We start from the raw sequence: 20,699 nt of genomic DNA, 5'->3' as shown, positions 1-20,699 counted from the left end.
GGTGGTCGCCTCCCGGACGACTTCTCGGGCGCGGTGCCCGTGACGAATGGTTTCTGGGTATCTCCTGGTCGGCTCACTGCCAGCCGGCTCCACCGGCCGGGGCGAGGGCCGCGGTGGCCGCGAGGCCGGCCCTCTCCCCGGGGGCGGGGGTGACGGTGAGCGAGCGGGCGCCGAGGGTGGGGGCGATGGAACGGAGTGTGGTGCTCATTGTTCTTCTTTCCTTTCGGCCGGCGATTCTCGGCGCCCTTTTCCTGTTTCACGGGTACCGCCCGAATTAACTTTTCCGGACATTTCCCGTTTCGTTCTGACACTTCGATTCTTGGCCGATCGGAGTGGGTTACGGAAGTACCGGACCCTGTCAGCGCGCTGCAATGGCAGGACGCTGACAGGCCTCCTCGTCGAACGCCTCAAGGCGCCCGAGCGCGAGGTCGAGATCGGTGCCGCAGGCCACCAGCGACCAGCCCGCGAGCTCGGGAACGCCGTCGAGGGCGCGCAGGCACAACCGGGCCGCCGCGCTCTCGGCCTCGTCGAGGGTGTGTCTGCGGATGAAGAGACCAAGGCGGATTCCGGCGGGGTGGTCCTCACCGTAGATGTGCTCTATCCCCTCAGCGGGCTCCGCCAGCACCAGGAGCAGCCGGCGGAGCTCACGCGCGGGTATCCGTCCGGCGGGCGGGGCCGGACGGCCTTCGATCTCGGGGGCACGCAGGCGCGCGTTGATGAGATACATGAATCGACCGTGGTTCGCGCGCGGCGAATCCACCAGGTGTTTCCCCTGGCAGGTCCATGGCGTGGCAGGATCATGCCATCGCGCCGCGCCCTCGCGTACCGGCTCCGGCGGCCCCCGGACGGCGCCTCTTTCCGAGGGTCTCCGGCGGGGTGGCGGCGTGCCCCGCGCACGGCGCGGAGCAGGCCCTGAAGGGTCCTCAGGGGCCGGCGTTTACCGGGAGAAACCGGGGCGATCGCATAACCCGGTCGTCACTCCGCCCGGTTAGTTTCAGACTGCGATCGTCGTGGGCCCCGCCCATCGGATCGTGTCTCGGTCATGCTCGAACCGTGGAGGGGTCGTGCTCATGCTGCTTGGCATCGGGTCCGCCGAGGAAACCGTCTACCGCACCATCCTGGAGAACCCCTCGTACGGGGTGACCGAGCTGGGCCTGGAGCTGGGATGGCCGGTCCACCGGATCCGCGCCACCCTGGACGAGCTGGCCAAGCTCTCGCTCCTGCGCCCCTCGTGGGAGGAGCCGGACGTGCTGCGCCTGGTCCGCCCCGAGGTGGGACTGGCCGCGCTGCTGGCCAGGGAGGAGGCCGCGCTGCTGGCTAAGCAGCAGGAGATCGAGCGGAGCCGGACGGCCGTCGCCCAGATGATCGCGGCCTACGGCGACCACCACCCGGCGCGCCCGGGTGACGGGTCCGAGTCGCTCGTCGGCATCGACACGATCCGCAACCGGATCGAGGAGCTGGTCTCCGAGTGCCGCGAGGAGCTGCTCGGGTTCGAGCCCAAGAGCGCCCAGACCCCGGAGAACATCGCGGCGAGCCGCCCGCTGGACGAGTCCCTGCTCGACCGCGGCGTGGCGATCCGCATCATCTACCCCGACAGCGTCCGCAACGACCAGGCGACCACCGGCTACGCGACCTGGCTCACCGGGAACGGCGGCCAGGTTCGCACCACCCCCGGCCTGCCGCTTCGGATGCTCGTCTTCGACCGGCGAGCGGCCCTGCTGCCGACGGACCCCGCGGACAGCGGCGCCGGAGCGGTCCTGCTGCGCGGGGCGGGCGTCGTCGCCGCCCTGATCGCCCTGTTCGAGCAGACCTGGGGCGCCGCCAGCCCGCTCGGCGAGGAGCGCAGGCGCGACGAGAAGGGCCTCAGCGGCCAGGAGCGCGAGGTGCTCCGCCTGCTCTCGACGGGACTGACCGACGAGGCGGTGGCCCGCAGGCTCGACGTCTCGGTACGCACCCTGCGGCGCGTCACCGCCGAGCTGATGGAACGGCTCGACGCCCGCAGCCGGTTCCAGGCCGGATACCTCGCCGCCGCCAGGGGATGGCTGCCGTCCTGCCTGTGACCACGCTCACGGGCTCCCCCGTCCGGCAACGACGCGGCACGCGGAACGGCCCTGGTTCCGGCTCCGGTCCGCACGGGATTCAGCCGGCCGCGGGGAGCGCCGAGCCGTCCATCGGGCCGCCGGGACCGTAGACCACGCACATGACGTCGCGGTCGCCGCCGGCCCAGGTCTCCCTGGTCGGCAGGACCGGGTAGAAGGCCAGCCCAGAGGCCGCCTCGCCGCTCCAGTGACTGTCGAACCCCCGCCGGCAGCTCCGCCACGCGAACGCGCTCAGCGCGGCCGGATCCCACTCGCCCTCGGGAGCGTGCACGAAGCCGTACGACTGGTTGGCCGCCCGCTCGTGGCAGGGCGTGTACAGCACGACGACCTCGGCCGCCTCCTCGGAGTAGGCCGGGTCGGTGAAGCACTCCCCCGCCTCGATGCGCAGGATCCCGCTCGTCCGCGCGGTGACGAAGGTCTCGTCCTTGACCCTCGGCCCGGCCGTCCCCGCCGTTCCCGTCGCGGTCGGCGGCGGGACCAGCGCCCCGAGCGCCACGAGGCCGAGAAGCAGGGTCCAGCGGCGGGCGGGCCACCGGGTGCCGGCCTGGCGGGTGACGGTCAACGGGACGTCCTGTTCCTCGGGAAGCGGCTCTTCACCCGGGGAGCGATTCCGCTGTTCGACGGCTGGTCGGCCACACCATAGGCGCGGCGCGCGGAACGGGCGGGCAACGGAGCGTGGCGGGCGCGCGGACTTCCGGCGACATCGGCGGTGGCGGCCGGGGCCACGGGTTCCAAAGGGAACATGTTCATTCAGACGCAAGGCTCCATACAGGCATTCGATCATCTTTTCTGGATCAATACGGACGTCCGCCGCACTCCCTCGACGGACAGTGATTCCTCCCCGGAAAAGAGCTCATGATGGGCGAAGTCAATATGCCCCGGCCCACCGGATCCCGGCGAACGAAGCTGTCGGCCGCGGGCGCGGGCGTGCTGCTCCTCGGCGGCCTCGCGTTCGGCCCGGTGGCGTTCGGCGCCGCCGCGCCGCCGAAATATCCCGCCGCCGACATCCACAAGCCCTCCCCCATGCCCGACCGCGTCATCCTCACCCCGACCACCACCCCGTCGACCAGCCAGAAGGTCACCTGGCGGGCCGTGGCCGACGCCGAGTCGGCGCAGGCGGAGATCCTGGAGGCCCCCCGCGCGCTCGGCGCGGTGGCACCGGCCGCGGGCGCGGTGGCCAACGTCAAGGCGACCAGCACCACCCCGGTCAACACCACCCTCGGGTACGCCTCCATCTACCACACGGTGGAGTTCACCGGCCTGAAGCCGGACACCCGCTACACCTACCGGGTCGGCGACGGCACCAACTGGGCCGAGTGGAGCGACTTCACCACCGCGGCGGCCGTCCTCCAGCCGTTCTCGTTCATCTACTACGGCGACGCGCAGAACTACATCGACTCGGCGGTGCCGCGCGTCTTCCGCCAGGCGTTCGCCGACCGCCCGCGGGCGAAGGTGATCGTCAACGCCGGTGACCTCATCGACTCCGCGAACAGCGAGGAGCAGTGGGGCCAGTGGTACAGGGCCGCGGGCTTCATCGACAGCCAGGTCAACAACATCTCGATCCCCGGCAACCACGAGTACAGCGGCGGGCTGTCCGCCTTCTGGCGGCCGCAGTTCCCCTATCCGGACAACGGGCCGGGCAACCCCGAGCTGAAGCAGACCGCCTACACCGTCGACTACCAGGGCGTGCGCTTCATCGGCCTGGACTCCAACGTGCAGGGCACCCCGGCCCTGATGGCCGCGCAGGCCACCTGGCTGGAGGGCCTGCTCAAGAACAACCCGAACAAGTGGACGGTGGTGACCTTCCACCACCCCGTCTACTCCACCACCGGCACCCGCAACAACCCCGCCGTACGCGACCAGTGGGGCCCGCTGTTCGAGAAGTACGGCGTGGACCTGGTCCTGCAGGGCCACGACCACTCCTACGGCCGGGGCAACGTGGCGACCGCCCGCAAGTCGGTCACGGTCAACAACGGCGTCGCCTACGTCGTGTCGGTCTCCGGCGGCAAGATGTACGCCCTCAACAACGGCGAGAACTGGACCGGCAACGGCGCCGAGGTCGTCAGCAAGAGCGAGAACACCCAGCTCTACCAGCTGATCGACGTCGAGGCCGACCGCATCACGTTCGAGGCCCGCTACGCCAACGGCGAGCACCACGACGGCTTCGTCATCCGCAAGAACAGGGCGGGCGAGCGCACGGTCAACGAGGTCCGCACCCCGGAGAACACCGTCGGCGAGCAGGTCACCGTCGACAGGACCACCGTCGGGACGCGTGGCGAGCTCAAGATCTCCGCGTACGGCTACGACCCGGGCGAGCGCGTGTCCGTCTACCTGCGCAAGGCGAGCGACCGCGACAGGGGACACGGGCACGACAGGGACGACGCGATCGCCGTCCGGACCGCCGACGAGCTGGGCCGCCTGACCTACACCTTCAGGCTGCCGAGCAAGGCGAGGAAGGGCAACACCTACGTGGTGTACCTGGACAGCGCCAACCAGAAGATCACCAGCCCGGTCATCACGGTCACCAGGTAGTGACCTCTCCGGGCGCGGGGCGGCCGTGCCTGCGGCCCCGCGCCCGGAGGTACCGGTGCCATGTCAGCGTCGCGCCGGAATCGTGCCGGAGTCGTGCGAACAGGAGATCCGTTGAGAATCCACACCCGCGTGCCGGCGGGCGTGCTGCTCGTCTGCGCCCTCATCGGCTGGGCGACCCCTGCCGCGTCCGCCGCCGCCCACCCCTTCGGGCCTCCGTCCACCGCGCGGATCGGGGCCGACGGCTCGCGCGTGACCATCTCGTGGTTCGCGGCCGAGGACGACTGGGTCGCGCTCGGCCAGTCGATCGGGGCGTTCGAGGACCCGGCCGCCGGTGCCGTGTCGACGGAGCTGACAGGTGAGCAGAAACTGGAGCGGTCACCGGCCCTGCGCACCTACCTGCTGGACCGGGTCACGGTCGCCCAGGACGGCCGGCGGTGCGAGAGCCGGCTGGAGGAGCTCCGGGAGCTGGTCACCGACGGCGCCCGGTTCGTCTTCGACTGTCAGAGCCCGGTCACGCAGCTGGACGTCACCGTCGCCGCCCTGACCGACCTCAACAAGGCGTACCGGACGATGCTCGTCGCAGAGACGCCCGCGACCCCCGGCCAGGCGCTTCTCACCGAGGCCGAGAGCACCCGGCGCCTCACCTTCTCCGGCGCGGGCGGGAGCGGCCTGCCCCCGGGGACGACGAGCGTCGTCGTCTGGACCGCCGTACTGCTGGCCGGGGCGGGTGTGTTCGCCGCGTTGTGGAGGCGGCGCGGAACGGGCGGGCGGTCGTGACGGAGTTCGGCGGCCTCGAGAGCCGGTTCGTCTCGCTCTTCGACGACAGGGGCGTCTTCTGGGCGATCCTCGCCGTCGCGCTCGTCGCCGGGGCCCTGCACGCGGTCGCCCCCGGCCACGGCAAGAGCGTCACGGCGGCCTATCTGGTCGGCACCCGGGGCGGCTACCGCGACGCGCTGCGCCTGGGGGTCATCGTGGCGCTGATGCACACCTTCTCGGTGTTGATGCTGGCGTTCGCCTGGGTGGGACTGAGCGGTGCCGCGAGTTTCGGCACGAAGGACGTCACCGCCTGGATGCAGGTCGCGGCCGGACTGGTCACGATCGGCGTCGGAGCCCACCTCACCTACCGCCACCTGCGGGAACGGAACCGGCACCGGCTACGAACCCACCACGAGCACGGCCACGGCCACGGACATGGGCACGGACACGGACACGGACACGGACACGGCCATCAGGTCGGGGACGGGACGGATCCCTGGTCACGCCGGGGCCTCGTCGCGCTCGCGCTCTCCGGCGGGTTGCTGCCCTCGCCGTCGGCCTTCGTCGTCCTGATGAGCGGGCTGCTCACCGGCCGGGCCCTCGACGCCGTCGTGGTCGTCGCCGCCTTCGGCGTGGGGATGGCCCTCACCCTGACCGGCGTGGGCGTCGTGACGATCCGGGGGTACGCGCTGCTGGACCGGGGAACCCGCGGGTGGTCCCGGGCCTCCGCGGCACTGGCCTGGGCCCCGGCCGCCGCCGGAGTCGTGGTCTCCTCCGCCGGTGGGCTCTATCTCGCCGCGGCGATAAACGTCGTGAGCGGCTGATCGTGAGTCGTGACCGGCTGATCGTGCGGACGGCGGACCGGTCGCCGTTCGGGCGCCGCGTGAGACGGGTCCGGCACCCCCCAGCGCACCGGGAGGCCGTGAAGGCCCACGCGTGGGCGGCCGTTCGGCGTGTGGTGGCCGATCAGGGCCTGTAGGCGCGCGGGCGGGGCCACCAGCCCGGCACCGCCGCGCGGTATCTCTCGTAGTCGGCGCCGAACGTCCGGCGCAGGATCGGCTCCTCGTACCAGCGGACGAACGCGACGACCGGCACGGCCGTGACGGCGGCGTACAGCAGGAGGACCGGGCGGCCCAGCAGCAGCGCCTGCCCGGCGATGATCGAGAAGACCGCCACGTACATCGGGTTGCGGACGTGCGCGTACAGCCCGCCGACGACCAGGTGCTCGGTGGGGGCGATCGGGGCGGGGGTGCCGAGGCCCTCCACGACGAACCGGACGAACGCCCTGACCAGCACCGCTGTCCCGGCGAGGACGAGTGCCGCCCCGACGAGGCGCAGGGACGCCGCGATCCAGGACGGCGCCGAGGGCAGGAGGTCCCCCACCTCCCAGCGGGTGATCCACCACGGCAGCAGCCCGGCGACGGTGCCCGGTGCCAGCGCGAAGAAGATCGTGGTCCCGACGGCGGCGGGCGTCCTGCGCATCGCGTCACACTCCCCTGACAGGGCCGCCGGAGGCGACGGCCGTCGCCGGGGGCGGTTAATTCATTATGCGTTGAGTTTATGTCCGGGCCGGAGGGGCGTCAACGGCGCGACGCCTCCGGGCCGTTCATCCGGGTGAAAGATGCCCGAAAGGGAAGGTTCACAGGGGTATGGCTGCACGGGCGAAACGCGTTAACCCCGTGCACGTAGGCTGTCCCGGGCTCACAGAGGCGCCGTACACAGGGGGAAGACAGTGATTCCGTTACCAGCCGACACCGGCATGCCGTCGCGAGCACTCCTGCCGGGAGGGACCGCGCCGCAGGCCAGGACGTTGCTGGACATCCTCGACCAGACCACGCGACGTCATCCTCACGCACTCGCACTCGACGACGGGCGGATCCGTCTCGACTACACCGGGCTGCGCGCCGAGGCGGGCCGGATGGCCCTGGAGCTGCGGGCGGCCGGGGTCGGGCGCGGCGACCGCGTCGGGGTGCGGATCCCCTCGGGCACCGTCGGCCTGTACGTCGCGATCGTCGCCGTCCTCACCGCCGGGGCCGCCTACGTCCCGGTGGACGCCGACGACCCCGACGAGCGGGCTGAGCTGGTCTTCGGCGAGGCGCGGGTCCGTGCCGTCATCGGCGACGGCGGGAAGATCACCCCCTACGGCGACCCGTACGAGCACCTGGACACCCCCTCGCCCGGCGACGCCACGGCACCCCGAACCGGCCATGACGGACATTCCGGCGAGCGCGGCGCCGACCGTGAGATTGGTCACGCCGATGAACGCCCCGAAGGACGCGTCAAGGGACGCGCCGATGGACGCCTTGAAGGACGCGCTGAGGGAAGCCTGGAAGGACGCACCGAGGGACGCGCTCTCGCGCCGGAGCCCCGGCTCACCGGCGGGTCCGAGCTCGACTACGCGGCGGAGCTGCACGGCACCGGCCGCGGTGCCACCGGAGGCATCGGGAGCGCCAGGAGCAACGGCAGCGCCGGAAGTACCGGGAGCGCCGGAAGCGCCGGAAGCACCGCCCTGCTGGCCCGCCACAAGGACCCGGTCACCGGGCGGGACGGGCTCCCCGCGACGTACGAGAGCCGGGACAGGGAGCGGGAGCGGAGCCGGGGCAGCGGCAGGCCGGGACCCGAGGACGACGCGTGGGTCATCTTCACCTCCGGGTCCACCGGCAAGCCCAAGGGTGTCGCGGTGACCCACCGCAACGCGGCGGCGTTCGTGGACGCCGAGGCGCGGATCTTCCTCACCGGAGAGCCCATCGGGCCCGGTGACCGGGTGCTCGCGGGGCTGTCGGTGGCGTTCGACGCCTCCTGCGAGGAGATGTGGCTGGCCTGGCGGTACGGCGGCTGCCTGGTGGCGGCCCCCCGCGCGCTGGTGCGCACCGGCATGGACCTGGGGCCGTGGCTGCTGGACATGGGCATCACGGTCGTGTCGACCGTGCCGACCCTGGCGGCGCTCTGGCCGGTGGAGACGCTCGACGACGTACGGCTGCTGATCTTCGGCGGCGAGGCGTGCCCGCCTGAGCTGGCCGAGCGGCTGGCCGTGCCGGGGCGCGAGGTGTGGAACACCTACGGCCCGACCGAGGCGACGGTGGTCGCGTGCGCGGCGCCGCTGACCGGGGAGGGCCCGGTGCGGATCGGGCTGCCGCTGGCGGGCTGGGACCTGGCCGTCGTCGGCAAGGACGGCGAGCCGGTGGCGATGGGCGAGACCGGCGAGCTGGTCATCGGCGGGGTCGGGCTCGCGAGATACCTGGACCCGGCCAAGGACGCGGAGAAGTACGCGCCGCTCGCGTCGCTCGGCTGGGAGCGCGCCTACCGCAGCGGCGACCTGGTGCGGGCGGAACCCGAGGGGTTGATCTTCGTCGGGCGGGCCGACGAGCAGATCAAGCTCGGCGGGCGCAGGATCGAGCTGGGCGAGGTGGACGCGGCGCTGCAGGCGCTGCCCGGGGTCGCCGGGGCGGCCTCGGCGGTCCGCACGACCGGCGGCGGCCACCAGTTGCTCGTCGGCTACGTCGTGCCCGGTGAGGATTTCGACAAGGAGGACGCCAGGGACCGTCTCCGCCACTCCCTGCCGGCCGCGCTGGTCCCCAGGATCGCCCTGGTGGACGAGCTCCCGACGCGCACCTCCGGGAAGATCGACAGGGACGCCCTGCCCTGGCCACTGCCCAAGAAGGCGGGCACGCCCGACGCCGGGGTGCCGGACGTCGACCCGTGGGTGGCCGAGTGCTGGATGGACATCCTGGGCGGCGTCGAGGGCGACTTCTTCGCCGAGGGCGGCACCAGCCTCGCGGCGGCCCGGCTGGTCTCGGCGCTGCGTACCCGCTACCCGGCGGTCACGGTCGGCGACGTCTACGACAACCCGACGCTGCCCAGGCTCGGCAGGCACCTGTCGGCGCTCGACGCGCCGGAGATCGTGACCACCGACCGGGTCGTCGCGCCGATGCCGCGCCGCGCCGCGATCGCGCAGGCGGCGCTCACCGTGCCGCTGCTCAGCGTCGGCGCGCTGCGCTGGGTGGTGGCGCTGGCCGCGCTGAACAACCTGGTGGGCCCGCCCTGGGCCCCGGTCGTCTCGTGGTGGTGGGTGCTCGCGGGCGCGCTGCTGTTCGTCAGCCCCGCGGGGCGGATCGCGCTCGCCGCGGGCGGCGCCCGGCTGCTGCTGCGCGACCTGAGACCGGGCACGTACCCCAGGGGCGGCGGCACGCACCTGCGGCTGTGGTTCGCCGAGCGGCTCTCCGAGCGGCTCGGGGTGGGCGAGGTGTCCACCGCCCCGTGGCTCACCCACTACGCGCGGGCGCTCGGCGCCCAGGTCGGCGACGACGCGGACCTGCACTCGATGCCACCGATCACCGGGATGCTGAAGCTGGGCCGGTACGCGGCCGTCGAGCCCGAGGTCGACCTGAGCGGCTACTGGATCGACGGCGACCAGGTGCACGTCGGCGAGATCAAGATCGGTGCCTCCGCCACGGTCGGCGCCAGGACGACCCTCTTCCCCGGTTCGAAGATCGGTAAGAACGCCCAGGTGGCGCCCGGTTCCGCGGTGGCGGGCCCGGTGCCGTCCGGGGAGCGCTGGGCGGGCGTGCCCGCGAGCCGGATGGGCAAGGCCCGTCCCCCGTCCGCCGACCGCCCGCCGCGATCGTGGCACTGGGCGACGGTCTACGGGCTGTCCGCGCTGGTCCTGGGCGTCTTCCCGGTGATCGCCGCGCTGCCGGGCCTCGCCGTCCTGCTGCGCGACGGCGCGCCCTCCCTGGCCTCCGTCCTGTACGGGGTGCCGCTGGCCACCGTCGCCTCGGTCGCCACCTTCGCCCTGCTGACCGTGGCCTCGGTGCGGCTGCTGTCGGTCGGCCTGCACGCCGGGCAGCACCCGGTGCACAGCCGCCAGGCCTGGCAGGCGTGGGCGACGGGCCTGCTGATGTCGATGGCCCGGGTCTGGCTGTTCCCCCTGTACGCGAGCATGGTCACCCCCGCCTGGCTGCGCGCCCTGGGCATGAAGGTCGGCCGGGACGTGGAGCTGTCGACGGTGCTGGCGCTGCCGTCGATGACCTCCGTCGGCGACGGGGCCTTCCTCGCCGACGACACGATGGTCGCGCCGTACGAGCTGGAGGGCGGGCGGCTGCGGGTCGACCACGTGCGGATCGGCAAGCGCGCGTTCCTCGGCAACTCGGGAATGACCGCGCCGGGGCGCAAGGTGCCCAAGGACGGGCTGGTCGCGGTCCTGTCGGCGGCGCCGAAGAAGGCGAAGGCGGGCTCGTCGTACCTGGGGATGCCCCCGGTGGAGCTGCGCAGGGCCGCGGAGGAGGGCGACCGGAGCCGCACCTACGACCCGCCGCCGAGGCTGAGGTTCGCCCGCGCCGCGGTGGAGGTGTGCCGCGTGGTGCCGGTGATGTGCACGGTCGCCCTGGCCGTGCTCGTCGCGGCGGCCCTGGAGTGGCTGGCCGGGGCGTACGGCTTCGCGGCGGCGGCGGCCCTGTCGGGCGTGGCGGTGCTGGGCGCCGGGGTGCTCGCCGCGACGACGGCGACCGTGGCCAAGTGGGTCCTGGTGGGCCGGATCGCGGTCGGCGACCGGCCGCTGTGGAGCTCGTTCGTCTGGCGCAACGAGCTGGCCGACACCTTCGTGGAGGTGCTGGCCGCGCCCTGGTTCGCCCAGCGCTGGCTGGGGACGGCGCCGCTGAACCTGTGGCTGCGCTCCCTGGGGGCCCGCGTGGGCCGGGGGGTGTGGTGCGAGACCTACTGGCTGCCGGAGGTCGACCTGGTCAGCCTGGGTGACGGGGTGACGGTGAACCGGGGATGTGTGTTGCAGACCCACCTGTTCCACGACCGTGTGATGAGCATCGATACTGTCCTCATGCGGGACGGCTCCACCCTCGGACCCCATGGGGTGGTGCTGCCCGCGGCGACGATCGGGGAGAACACCACGGTCGGGCCTGCTTCCCTGGTGATGCGCGGCGAGTCCGTGCCCGCCGGGACCCGCTGGTTCGGCAACCCGATCGCGGCGTGGGCCCGGCGAGGATAGGCACGAAGAACAGAGGAAGCCGGTGTGGCTCTGAGCACGACCTCCATCCCTCAGCTGTACTTCCCCATGCACGGCGACGACGGCTACCGGGTGGAGCACTACGACCTGACCCTCGACTACCGGGTGACCCCCAACCGCCTGGGCGGGGTGGCCCGGATCTCGGCGGTGGCGCTGCGGCGGCTCACCCGGGTCGCCTTCGATCTCGGCGCCCTCCGGGTGAGCGGCGTGCTGATCGACGGCGCCCCGGTGCGCTTCACCCATCGCGGGGGCAAGCTCCACCTGTCGCCGCCCGGCCTGAGACCCGGCCGGTTCACCGTCGAGATCCGCTACTCGGGCACCCCCCAGCCGGTGACCAGCCACTGGGGCGGGCTCGGCTGGGAGCAGCTCACCGACGGCGTGATCGTGGCCAGCCAGCCGATCGGGGCGCCCTCGTGGTTCCCGTGCAACGACCGGCCCGACGACAAGGCCACCTACCGGATCTCGGTCACCACCGCCTCCGCGTACCACGTGGTCGCCAACGGCGAGCTGACCTCGAAGCGGCGGGCGGCCTCGACGACCACGTGGGTGTACGAGCAGGCCGAGCCGATGGCCTCCTACCTGGCGAGCGTGCAGATCGGCCGCTACCAGCAGACCGAGCCGAGCCCGGGGACGCGGCTGGTCTTCCCCGCCAGGTTCGCCACGCGGGTGCGCCACGACTTCGAGCGCCAGGACCGGATGATGGAGGTCTTCCGCGAGCGGTTCGGCCCCTACCCGTTCGGCTCCTACACGGCGGTGGTCGTGGACGACGAGCTGGAGATCCCGGTCGAGGCGCAGGGCATGTCGATCTTCGGGAGGAACCACGTGGACGGCAGGCGCGGTGAGGAGCGGCTGGTCGCCCACGAGCTGGCCCACCAGTGGTTCGGCAACAGCCTGACGGTGGCCGACTGGAGCGGCATCTGGCTGCACGAGGGGTTCGCCTCGTACGCGGAGTGGATCTGGTCGGAGAGTTCCGGCGGCCTGTCATCCGATGACCACGCGCAGCGCTGGCACCGCCGCCTCTCCACGCTCCCCCAGGACTTCGTGCTGGCCGATCCGGGGCCGCGGCGGCTGTTCGACGACCGGATCTACAGGCGCGGCGCGCTCACCCTGCACGCGCTCCGCCGCACCATGGGCGACGAGCCCTTCTTCGCGCTGCTCAGGGAGTGGACGGCCGGGCACCGCCACGGGACCGTCACCACCGGCGCGTTCACCGCGCTGGCCGCGCACCGCACCACCAGGCCGCTGGACGAGCTCTTCGCCGGATGGCTGCAGGACCGCCGCCTGCCCCCCCTCCCCTGACCCTTATACATCGGATGACTGCTATAACGGTCTACAACTTCGTGGAGGTACGGCATGCGCGTCGCGTTGCACACCCGGGTCAAGCCGGGCAGGGAGTCCGAGTACGACCAGGCGCACCGGGAGGTGCCCGCCGAGCTGACCGAGGCCATCAGGCGGGGCGGCGCGCGCGAGTGGACGATCTGGCGCAGCGGCCAGGACCTGTTCCACGTGATCGACTGTGACGACTACGAGGCGCTGCTGGCGTCGCTGGCGGACCTGCCGGTGAACATCACCTGGCAGGCCCGGATGGCCGAGCTGCTGGAGGTCGTGCACGACTACTCCGAGGAGGGGGCGGGCAAGGGCCTCCCTGCGGTGTGGCGACTGCCCTGAGACGGTCACGACATTCCGGGAACTCGAACTCCCTCGATCCGCCGTCGCCCGCGAACGGGCAAACACCCGCCCACCGGCCCCGTGACGAGAATCTACCGGACGGTGGCCACGGCGGCCTTTGCGGAATTCACCGACGGCGATAACAAAGTGATGTTTTGGCGATGATGGCCGGGCGGTGACCTGGGCCGCATCGGCGGCACGGAAATTGAACAGATATCTCCCCCCGCCCCTTTTCCACGCCCGGCATCGATGACAGCCTGGAAAAGCGGGTCTCCTGTCGCGCAGTCGCGGCGTACCAGATGCCGGAGAGGCCCCCGAACAGCCGGAACGACCCCGTGAATTCCCATGGACGGCGAGATCTTCCCTGGCCGCGCGGGACGGCGACACACCACGGAGCACCCGGAGTCGTCACCACGCGCCCTCGGCGTCGAGAAAACGTCGAGAAAGCCGAGCAAGCCGAGAAAACCGGGCAAGCCGGGGAAGCCGGGAGCCGGGCGGTCACGGGAGAAAAGCCACGGGAGAGAAGGCTCGACCAGGCGCCGGCTCATGGGACGGGACCGAGAGGTGACCAACCACAGGGAGGCGAAATGAGCGGAGCGAACGATCGCGCGACCAACCGGCTCACCCGCGCGCTGGGCTGGGCCGGTATGGGGCTGGGCGTGGGATACACCGCGGTGAGACTGAACCGCCGCCGCTCGGACCACGGGCACACGGGCCCGCTGGGCCTGCGCGCGGCCATCACGATCAACCGCCCCCGCCAGGAGGTGTACCTCTACTGGCACGACTTCGAGAACCTTCCCCGCTTCATGACGCACCTGGAGTCGGTGGAGACGACCGGCGACGGGCACTCGCACTGGAAGGCGACGGGCCCGCTGAAGCCCGTCGAGTGGGACGCGGAGATCGTCGAGGACAGGTCGGGCGAGCTGATCGCCTGGCGTTCCATGCCGGGCGCCCTGGTCGGCAACAGCGGTTCCGTGCGCTTCGCCGACGCCCCTGGCGGGCGCGGCACGGAGGTGCGGGTGAACCTCATGTACGACCCGCCGGGCGGCAGGGCCGGAATGGCCTTCGCCAAACTGCTGGGCGAGCATCCCGAGCAGCAGGTGCGCGACGACCTGCGCCGGTTCAAGCAGGTCCTGGAGACCGGTGAGGTGGTCCGCTCGGAAGGCAGCCCGGAGGGCACCCGCGCGCTGCGGCAGGCCATGCAGCGTCCCGCCCAGCCCGTACCCCTGTGAAGCCGTGACGTGAGGAGAACCCGATGAAGGCCAACTGCTGGATGGGCCGCAACAGCGTCGAGGTCAGGGAGGTTCCCGACCCCAGGATCCTGAACTCCCGCGACGCCGTCGTCCGCGTCACCTCGACCGCGATCTGCGGCTCCGACCTGCACCTCTACGACGGCTATGTCCCGACCATGAAGAAGGGCGACATCCTCGGCCACGAGTTCATGGGCGAGGTGGTGGAGGTGGGCCCGAAGGTGTCGACCCTGAAGGTCGGCGACCGGGTGGTCGTGCCCTTCCCGATCGCCTGCGGCAACTGCACCGCCTGCGAGCACGGCATGTTCTCGCTGTGCGAGAACTCCAACCCCAACGCGGGCCTGGCCGAGAAGGTCATGGGCCACACGCCCTCGGGCATCTTCGGCTACTCCCACATGCTCGGCGGCTATCCGGGAGGCCAGGCCCAGTACGCCCGCGTGCCCTTCGCCGACGTGGGGCCGATCAAGATAGAGGACGACCTGCCGGACGAGAAGGTGCTGTTCCTGTCCGACATCCTGCCCACCGGCTGGATGGGCGCCGAGATGTGCGACATCAAGCCCGGTGACACGATCGCCGTGTGGGGAGCCGGACCGGTCGGCCAGTTCGCGGTCGCCAGCGCCTACCTGATGGGCGCCGAACGGGTCATCTGCATCGACCGTCACCCCTACCGGCTGAGGATCGCCGAGCGCGCGGGCGCGGAGGCGCTCAACTACGAGGAGGCCGACGTCCTCGACACTCTGCGGGACGTGACCGCCGGTCGCGGCCCGGACGCGTGCGTCGACGCCGTGGGGATGGAGGCCCACCACCCCACCCCCGCCATGTACGCCTACGACCGCGTCAAGCAGGCGGCCCGGCTGGAGACCGAACGGCCGTACGCCCTGCGCGAGGCGATCATGGCCTGCCGCAACGGCGGGATCGTGTCCGTGATCGGCGTCTACGGCGGCGTGCTCGACAAGTTCCCGATGGGCTCCCTGATGAACCGGTCACTCACCCTCAGAAGCGGCCAGTGCCACGTCCAGCGCTACCTGAAGCCCCTGCTGGCGAAGATCCGTGAGGGCGACATCGACCCGAGCTTCGTCATCACCCACCGCATGCGGCTGGAGGACGCCCCGCGCGGCTACGAGATGTTCAAGAACAAGACGGACGGCTGCAACAAGATCGTCCTGACCCCGTAACCGACACCCGCCCCGGCCGCCGACGGGCCGGGGGAGCGGGACGGAACGAGCGGTGACGAGAACGAGGGCGGCGCGCGAGCCGTGCCTCCGGACGGCTCGCGGATCGGCGTGATCGCTATCGTGGGCGGGTGCCTCCCGCCCCCGGTGACCGCCCGCCCAGCCTCCCGCGCACCCGCCCGCTCGCCGCGCTCGCCGCCCTCGTGACCGTCGCCGCCGGGCTCACCGTCCGCGCGGTCACCGGCGGCTGGTTCGGCAAGTACGCGGGCGACGCCCTCTACACCGTGCTCGTGTACGCGCTGGTGGTGCTGGTGTGGCCCCGGGTCACCCCGGTGCGGGCCGCGATCGGCGCGCTGGCGTTCAGCTGGGCGGTCGAGCTGGCCCAGCTGACGCCCGTTCCCGCCGCGCTCTCCGAGGCGAGCGTCGTGGCCAGGCTGGTGCTCGGCAGCACGTTCGGCGCGGCCGACCTCGTGGCGTACGCGGCCGGGGCCGTCCTCGCCGCGTCGGCCCACACCCTGGTCGGGCACCGTTCGCGGCGGCGACGGGAACGGGCGGGCGCGGCGCCCTGAGCATCGCCGGGCGGATCGTATGATTTTCGAATCATGCCTGAAGGACACACCATCCACCGCCTGGCCGGAGAGCACCGGCGGGCGTTCGGCGGGCGGGCCGTGCACGCGGTGAGCCCGCAGGGGCGGTTCGCCGCCGGGGCCCTGCGGATCGACGGCCGGGTGCTCACCGAGGCCGACGCCCACGGCAAGCACCTGCTGCTGGGCTTCGACGACGAGCGGTGGCTCCACGTCCACCTCGGCATCTACGGCAAGTACGCCTTCGGCCAGGCCCCCGTTCCCGCGCCGACTGGGATGGTGCGCCTGCGCCTGAGCAACGAGGGTCAGTACGCCGACCTGCGCGGCCCCAACACCTGCGAGCTGCTCGACCCGGCGGGGAAGGCGGCGCTGCACGCCAGGCTCGGCCCCGACCCGCTCCGGGCGGACGCCGACCCCGAGGCCGCCTGGCGGCGGATCAGCCGCAGCCGCGTCTCGGTCGGGATCCTGCTGATGGACCAGTCGGTCGTCGCGGGCGTGGGCAACATCTACCGGGCCGAGGCGCTGTTCCGGCAGGGCATCGACCCGTCACGGCCCGGCCGCGACCTCACCCACGGTCAGTGGGAGGCGATCTGGGCGGACCTGGTGCTCCTGATGGCCGAGGGCGTCCGGGTGGGCCACATCGACACGGTCAGGCCCGAGCACACGCCGGAGGCGATGGGCCGCCCGCCCCGCGTCGACGGCCACGGCGGCGAGGTCTACGTCTACCGGCGCTCCACCATGCCCTGCTTCCTGTGCGGCACCGAGATCCGCACGGAGGTGCTCGCCGGGCGCAACCTCTTCTGGTGCCCGGTCTGCCAGGTCGGCTGACCCCGGCACCGGGCCGCTCAGGGCCGTGGGCACCGCGGGACGTCGGAACGAGACGAGGGCACCGGCGCCGGGGAGTGCCTCACATCAGCGTCCGGGCCGTCCAGAGCTCGGGGAAGATCTCCCGTCGCATGCTCCGCTCAAGCCAGGTCAGGCCGCTCGAACCGCCGGAGCCCGGCTTGGCGCCCATCGAGCGCCGTACCGCCATCAGGTGCCGGTAGCGCCAGTCGGAGAACTGCTCGGCCAGGTCGGTCAGCGCCTCGGCCAGCGGCGCGAGCGGGCCGCCGTAGACCTCGACCCAGACCGCCTCGACCTCGGGGTCGGGCCCGTGCTCGGCGGCCGGGTCGCGGTCGAGCACCGAGCCGGGGACCGCGTGGCCCGCGCGGGCGAGGAAGGCCAGGACCGAGTCGTAGAGGCTCGGCCGGTGCAGCGCCTCCACGAGCTCCTCGTACGCCTCGGGGTTGCGGCGGTGCGGCCGGATGAGCGCCTCGGACTTGTTGCCGAGCAGGAACTCCACGTGGCGGTAGAGGGCCGACTGGAAGCCCGACCCCTCGCCGAGGGCGTCGCGGAAGGAGTTGAACTGCGCGGGGGTGAGCCAGCTCAGCGCGGCCCAGGCGGCGTTGAGCGCCTCGAAGTGCCGTACGGTGCGCCTGATCGTCAGGGTCGCGGCGGTGACGTCGTCCGCGTCGAGCTGCCGCTGGGCGAGGCGCCACTCGGTGCGGAGCAGCCCGAAATAGAGTTCCATCACCTGGGTGGTGACCAGGAACGGCAGCTCCTCCGGGGCGTCGGTGACCGTGCGCTGGAGCCCGTGCAGGGTGGCGGTGCCCACGTAGTCGTCGTAGGGCGTGCCGGTTTCGAAGCCCAGCGTCGGCAGCCCCTCGTTGGCCTCGGCTCGCGCCTTGCGGTCCTGCTCCGTGAGCTGCTTGATGCCGGTCATCACTCCTCCTCCGTTGGTACACCTCCATGGTGGTCTGTATCGGTCTGTACGGAAATAATGGAAGAAAGGCGATTATTGGATCGGGCCTTCGGAACGGAAGGCATCGAGCGGATCAAGTTACGACGTGACGGAGCGTGACCGTGGACGCGATGGATTGGGCGTTGCTGGCCGAACTTCAGGGCGATGCGCGGCTGTCGTACAGCGAGCTCTCGCGCCGGGTGCACCTGTCGGCTCCGGCGGTGGCGGAGCGGGTACGGCGGCTGGAGGAGACCGGGGTGATCACCGGCTACCACGCCCGGGTCGACGCGGCGATGGCCGGGCGCGGGGTGGCCGCCCTGATCAGGATGTCGTGTTACGGGCCCCGCTGCGTGCTCCGCGACGAGCAGGCGCTGGCCTGGCCGGAGATCCTGGAGGTGCACCGGGTGACCGGTGACGCGTGCTGCCTGCTGCGGGTGGCCGCCTCCTCGATGACGGCCTTCGAGGAGATGATCGACCGGCTCGCCCCCTACGGTCACCCGTCGAGCATGATGGTGCTGTCCAGCCCCGTCCCCTGGCGCCCGCTCTCCTCCACCTGACAAGCCCGCCGAGGGCCTTTCGGGGGCCTCCCGGGGAAGCCCTTCGCCCGGCGACCCTTCTGATGGTCTCCGCCCGGTACGCCCATAACCAAACGTGAAAGATCCGTCGGCGGGAGCCTGTCAGGAGGGCTTGCGGTGCTCGGCGACCGCCCCGGCGGTGGCCCGCCAGATCGGTGACGCGGGATCGATGACGTCGAAATGATCGCCCGACATTTCGAGATATGTCACCTGATCGCCTGCCTCCTGGGCGGCTCTCGCGTAGCGACGGCCGAAGTCGACCAGGTCGAGGTCGTCCCCGCCGCCCTGCACGATGAGCTGGGGCACCCCCAGGGGGAGCCGTTCCAGCGGCCCCGAACTCCGGTAGGCGGCGGGCGCCTCGACGGCGGACCCGCCGAGCGCGACGGCGATCGCGCCGGAGCTCATGTGCCTGCGGTCCCCCTCGGCCAGGTCGAGCACCCCCGCCAGGGAGACGGCCAGGGTGATCCGGTGGTCGTCGGCGGCGGCGCGGAGGGCGAGCTGCCCGCCCGCCGAGTGGCCGATCACCACGAGCGGCCCCCGGGCGCTCTCCGCAGCGAGGGCGACGCCCCGGGCGACGTCCTCGGTGGTCGCGTCCCAGCCGTGCAGGTCGGGGCGGCGGTATTCGAGGTTCCAGGCGGCGAACCCGCGCTCGGCGAGGTCGACGGCGAGCGCGTCCATCAGGTCCGCCCCCCAGATGGACCGCCAGAACCCACCGTGCAGCAACACCACGGTAGGCGCCCGCTCCCCGGCCTCACGCGCCTGACCCTCGGTCTCACGCGCCTGGCTCTCGGTCTCACGCGCCTGGCCCCCGACCTCACGTGCCGTCTCCCTGGGGGTCCGCTCACCCACCTCGCGCGTCACCGCCGTGGGTGCCTGCCCGCCGCTCTCGTACGGCGGCGCGGCGGGGACCTCACGCGACGGAACCTGCGCGGGCGCCTGGCCGGCGACCCCGTACGGGAGGCGCACCTCCACCCACTGGTCGGGGTGGTCGCCGTAGGCGATCCGGTGCGCGGGACGGCGCAGGCGGTGGACGGCGTGCCTGATCGCCCAGGTCAGCCCCCAGATCCCCCGCCCGTGGATGTGCGTCCCCGACGTGACCTCAGCGCCACCCGTACGACCCGCGGACCCCGTGCCACCCCCGGTGGCGGGAAGCGGGGCGTCGGCCTTCGTCAGGTCGAGCCAGACCGCGTCGGGACGCTCGGCGAACAGGGCGCGGGCCTCCGGATCCGGGCCGGGCAGGACGACCAGGACGTCGGGCGACTCCAGTGCCGTCCGGAAACCGGGCAGGTCCGAGGCCGCCGACACCGTCCCGCCGACGCCAAGAGCCGCGAACTCGCGGTCGGCCACCTCGGTGAGCAGGCGAAGGTCCGCGACCAGACCGGGACCGGCGAGCACCAGCACGTGCGGATTCGGAGTAAACATCCGTTTATTCTGCCCCATTGCCGCGTGTTTACGGCTCGGGGATATATGCCTGCATCAGCAGCTTCTCGGCGTCGTCCAGGTAACTCTCCAGGGCCCGCTCGGCCTCGGCCGCGCGTCCGGCCTCCATCAGCTCGACCAGCTCCAGGTTGCGGGCCACGAAGGGCTCGTGGAAGGCGCGGGGGTTCTTCATGACGTGGAAGACCAGGCGGAGCTCGGCCAGCAGCTGGCGCATCGCCTCGTCCAGGCGGGGGCTGCCGTTCAGGGCGGCGAGGCTCTGGTGGAAACGGATGTTGGCCGTGCCGACGTCCTGCCAGCGTCCCTCCCCGGCGGCGCGGGACGCCTCGGTGACGGCCTCCTTGATGGCGGCGAGGGTGTCGCGGGAGGCGTGCGCGCCGTTCCGCACCGCGGCCCCCTCGATCACCCTGCGCACCCGGTAGAGGTCGGCCACGTCCTCGGCCGACAGCACGCGCACGAAGACCCCCCGGTTGAGCCGATGCTCCAGCAGGCGTTCGTGACCGAGCAGCCGGAACGCCTCGCGCAGGGTGTTGCGGGAGACCTCCAGCGCCGCGCCGATGCTCTCCTCCGACAGGCGCTGACCTGGGACGAAGAGCCCCTCGGCGATCCGGTCCCTGAGGATGTCGGCGACCACCTCGGCCGCGCTGCTGCGCCCGAGGCGGCCACGGTCGCGCTGTAGCGCCGCGGTGACGTTTTCCACGGTCCCAAGAAATCATCAAACAAACCTATTGTCGAATTGTTGAACGATTCTTATGTTGATAGGACCACCGCAAGAAACCGGCTCACGAGACATCCCCACGAGCGGGACACCCTCACGAGCGGGACACCCT

General features: G+C 72.0%; 19 protein-coding genes. 12 read left to right on the top strand and 7 right to left on the bottom strand.

The window, feature by feature from the left end; all coding sequences use genetic code 11:
• Positions 1 to 73: 73 nt before the first annotated feature.
• Both ACSC1Q_RS04870 and ACSC1Q_RS04865 read right to left on the bottom strand, forming a co-directional pair.
• Positions 74 to 208 carry a hypothetical protein gene (locus tag ACSC1Q_RS04870; protein ID WP_436757430.1) on the bottom strand — a complete coding sequence of 45 codons (135 nt, stop codon included), beginning with the start codon at positions 206 to 208 and terminating at the stop codon, positions 74 to 76.
• A 150-nt stretch (positions 209 to 358) separates the two neighbouring features.
• Positions 359 to 727 (bottom strand): hypothetical protein, encoded by a 369-nt coding sequence (locus tag ACSC1Q_RS04865; RefSeq protein ID WP_436757429.1) that lies wholly within the window; start codon positions 725 to 727, stop codon positions 359 to 361.
• A gap of 343 nt (positions 728 to 1,070) precedes the next feature.
• Between ACSC1Q_RS04865 and ACSC1Q_RS04860 the strand changes: the two genes are divergently transcribed.
• The gene (locus ACSC1Q_RS04860) at positions 1,071 to 2,060 is read left to right on the top strand and encodes a LuxR C-terminal-related transcriptional regulator (RefSeq protein WP_436757868.1); all 990 of its coding nucleotides are present in this window, start codon (positions 1,071 to 1,073) and stop codon (positions 2,058 to 2,060) included.
• A 79-nt stretch (positions 2,061 to 2,139) separates the two neighbouring features.
• On the opposite strand, the gene ACSC1Q_RS04855 is transcribed toward ACSC1Q_RS04860, so the two are convergent.
• Positions 2,140 to 2,661, bottom strand: coding sequence for a hypothetical protein (locus tag ACSC1Q_RS04855; protein ID WP_436757428.1), 522 nt, complete (start codon positions 2,659 to 2,661; stop codon positions 2,140 to 2,142).
• Between the two features lie 296 nt (positions 2,662 to 2,957).
• On the opposite strand from ACSC1Q_RS04855, the gene ACSC1Q_RS04850 reads away from it, so the two are divergent.
• The 3 genes from ACSC1Q_RS04850 (at position 2,958) to ACSC1Q_RS04840 (ending at position 6,211) form a co-directional block, all read left to right on the top strand.
• Complete coding sequence (locus ACSC1Q_RS04850) at positions 2,958 to 4,631, top strand: purple acid phosphatase family protein (protein ID WP_436757427.1); 1,674 nt, start codon at positions 2,958 to 2,960, stop codon at positions 4,629 to 4,631.
• A gap of 111 nt (positions 4,632 to 4,742) precedes the next feature.
• The gene (locus tag ACSC1Q_RS04845) at positions 4,743 to 5,408 is read left to right on the top strand and encodes a hypothetical protein (protein ID WP_436757426.1); all 666 of its coding nucleotides are present in this window, start codon (positions 4,743 to 4,745) and stop codon (positions 5,406 to 5,408) included.
• Positions 5,405 to 6,211, top strand: coding sequence for a nickel/cobalt transporter (locus ACSC1Q_RS04840; RefSeq protein ID WP_436757425.1), 807 nt, complete (start codon positions 5,405 to 5,407; stop codon positions 6,209 to 6,211). The genes ACSC1Q_RS04845 and ACSC1Q_RS04840 overlap by 4 nt, the downstream gene beginning before the upstream one ends.
• 142 nt (positions 6,212 to 6,353) lie before the next feature.
• Here the strand turns inward: ACSC1Q_RS04840 and ACSC1Q_RS04835 are convergent, their stop codons facing one another.
• A complete protein-coding gene (locus tag ACSC1Q_RS04835) occupies positions 6,354 to 6,869 on the bottom strand; it encodes a methyltransferase family protein (protein WP_436757424.1) in 516 nt (171 codons plus the stop codon).
• A 250-nt stretch (positions 6,870 to 7,119) separates the two neighbouring features.
• Here ACSC1Q_RS04835 and ACSC1Q_RS04830 point away from each other — a divergent pair, with 250 nt between their 5' ends.
• The 7 genes from ACSC1Q_RS04830 to ACSC1Q_RS04800 all read left to right on the top strand — a co-directional run bounded on the left by ACSC1Q_RS04830 (position 7,120) and on the right by ACSC1Q_RS04800 (position 16,905).
• Positions 7,120 to 11,385, top strand: a complete 4,266-nt coding sequence (locus ACSC1Q_RS04830; protein WP_436757423.1) for a Pls/PosA family non-ribosomal peptide synthetase — start codon at positions 7,120 to 7,122, stop codon at positions 11,383 to 11,385.
• Positions 11,386 to 11,409: 24 nt separating this feature from the next.
• Positions 11,410 to 12,702: a M1 family metallopeptidase gene (locus ACSC1Q_RS04825; protein ID WP_436757422.1), complete on the top strand. Its 1,293-nt coding sequence runs from the start codon at positions 11,410 to 11,412 to the stop codon at positions 12,700 to 12,702.
• A gap of 54 nt (positions 12,703 to 12,756) precedes the next feature.
• Positions 12,757 to 13,071 (top strand): L-rhamnose mutarotase, encoded by a 315-nt coding sequence (locus tag ACSC1Q_RS04820; RefSeq protein ID WP_436757421.1) that lies wholly within the window; start codon positions 12,757 to 12,759, stop codon positions 13,069 to 13,071.
• 587 nt (positions 13,072 to 13,658) lie between these two features.
• Entirely contained in the window at positions 13,659 to 14,303 is a 645-nt protein-coding gene (locus ACSC1Q_RS04815; protein ID WP_436757420.1) for an SRPBCC family protein, read from the top strand.
• A gap of 23 nt (positions 14,304 to 14,326) precedes the next feature.
• Positions 14,327 to 15,496 (top strand): zinc-dependent alcohol dehydrogenase, encoded by a 1,170-nt coding sequence (locus ACSC1Q_RS04810; RefSeq protein WP_436757419.1) that lies wholly within the window; start codon positions 14,327 to 14,329, stop codon positions 15,494 to 15,496.
• Positions 15,497 to 15,624: 128 nt separating this feature from the next.
• Entirely contained in the window at positions 15,625 to 16,062 is a 438-nt protein-coding gene (locus ACSC1Q_RS04805) for a ribosomal maturation YjgA family protein (RefSeq protein ID WP_436757418.1), read from the top strand.
• 33 nt (positions 16,063 to 16,095) lie between these two features.
• Positions 16,096 to 16,905: an Fpg/Nei family DNA glycosylase gene (locus ACSC1Q_RS04800; RefSeq protein ID WP_436757417.1), complete on the top strand. Its 810-nt coding sequence runs from the start codon at positions 16,096 to 16,098 to the stop codon at positions 16,903 to 16,905.
• A gap of 79 nt (positions 16,906 to 16,984) precedes the next feature.
• On the opposite strand, the gene ACSC1Q_RS04795 is transcribed toward ACSC1Q_RS04800, so the two are convergent.
• A complete protein-coding gene (locus ACSC1Q_RS04795; protein WP_436757416.1) occupies positions 16,985 to 17,839 on the bottom strand; it encodes a tryptophan 2,3-dioxygenase in 855 nt (284 codons plus the stop codon).
• A 149-nt stretch (positions 17,840 to 17,988) separates the two neighbouring features.
• Here ACSC1Q_RS04795 and ACSC1Q_RS04790 point away from each other — a divergent pair, with 149 nt between their 5' ends.
• The gene (locus ACSC1Q_RS04790) at positions 17,989 to 18,414 is read left to right on the top strand and encodes an Lrp/AsnC family transcriptional regulator (protein WP_344743195.1); all 426 of its coding nucleotides are present in this window, start codon (positions 17,989 to 17,991) and stop codon (positions 18,412 to 18,414) included.
• A 120-nt stretch (positions 18,415 to 18,534) separates the two neighbouring features.
• Here ACSC1Q_RS04790 and ACSC1Q_RS04785 read toward each other — a convergent pair whose 3' ends face one another.
• Positions 18,535 to 19,854, bottom strand: coding sequence for an alpha/beta hydrolase (locus ACSC1Q_RS04785; RefSeq protein ID WP_436757415.1), 1,320 nt, complete (start codon positions 19,852 to 19,854; stop codon positions 18,535 to 18,537).
• 28 nt (positions 19,855 to 19,882) lie between these two features.
• Positions 19,883 to 20,569, bottom strand: coding sequence for a GntR family transcriptional regulator (locus tag ACSC1Q_RS04780; protein ID WP_436757414.1), 687 nt, complete (start codon positions 20,567 to 20,569; stop codon positions 19,883 to 19,885).
• Positions 20,570 to 20,699: the final 130 nt, after the last annotated feature.

It is taken from the genome of Streptosporangium heterodermiicola (assembly GCF_051390675.1).
Lineage (GTDB): Bacteria > Actinomycetota > Actinomycetes > Streptosporangiales > Streptosporangiaceae > Streptosporangium.
The sequence above is the reverse complement of the archived record's forward strand: the minus strand, read 5'-3'. Positions and strand labels throughout refer to the sequence as shown.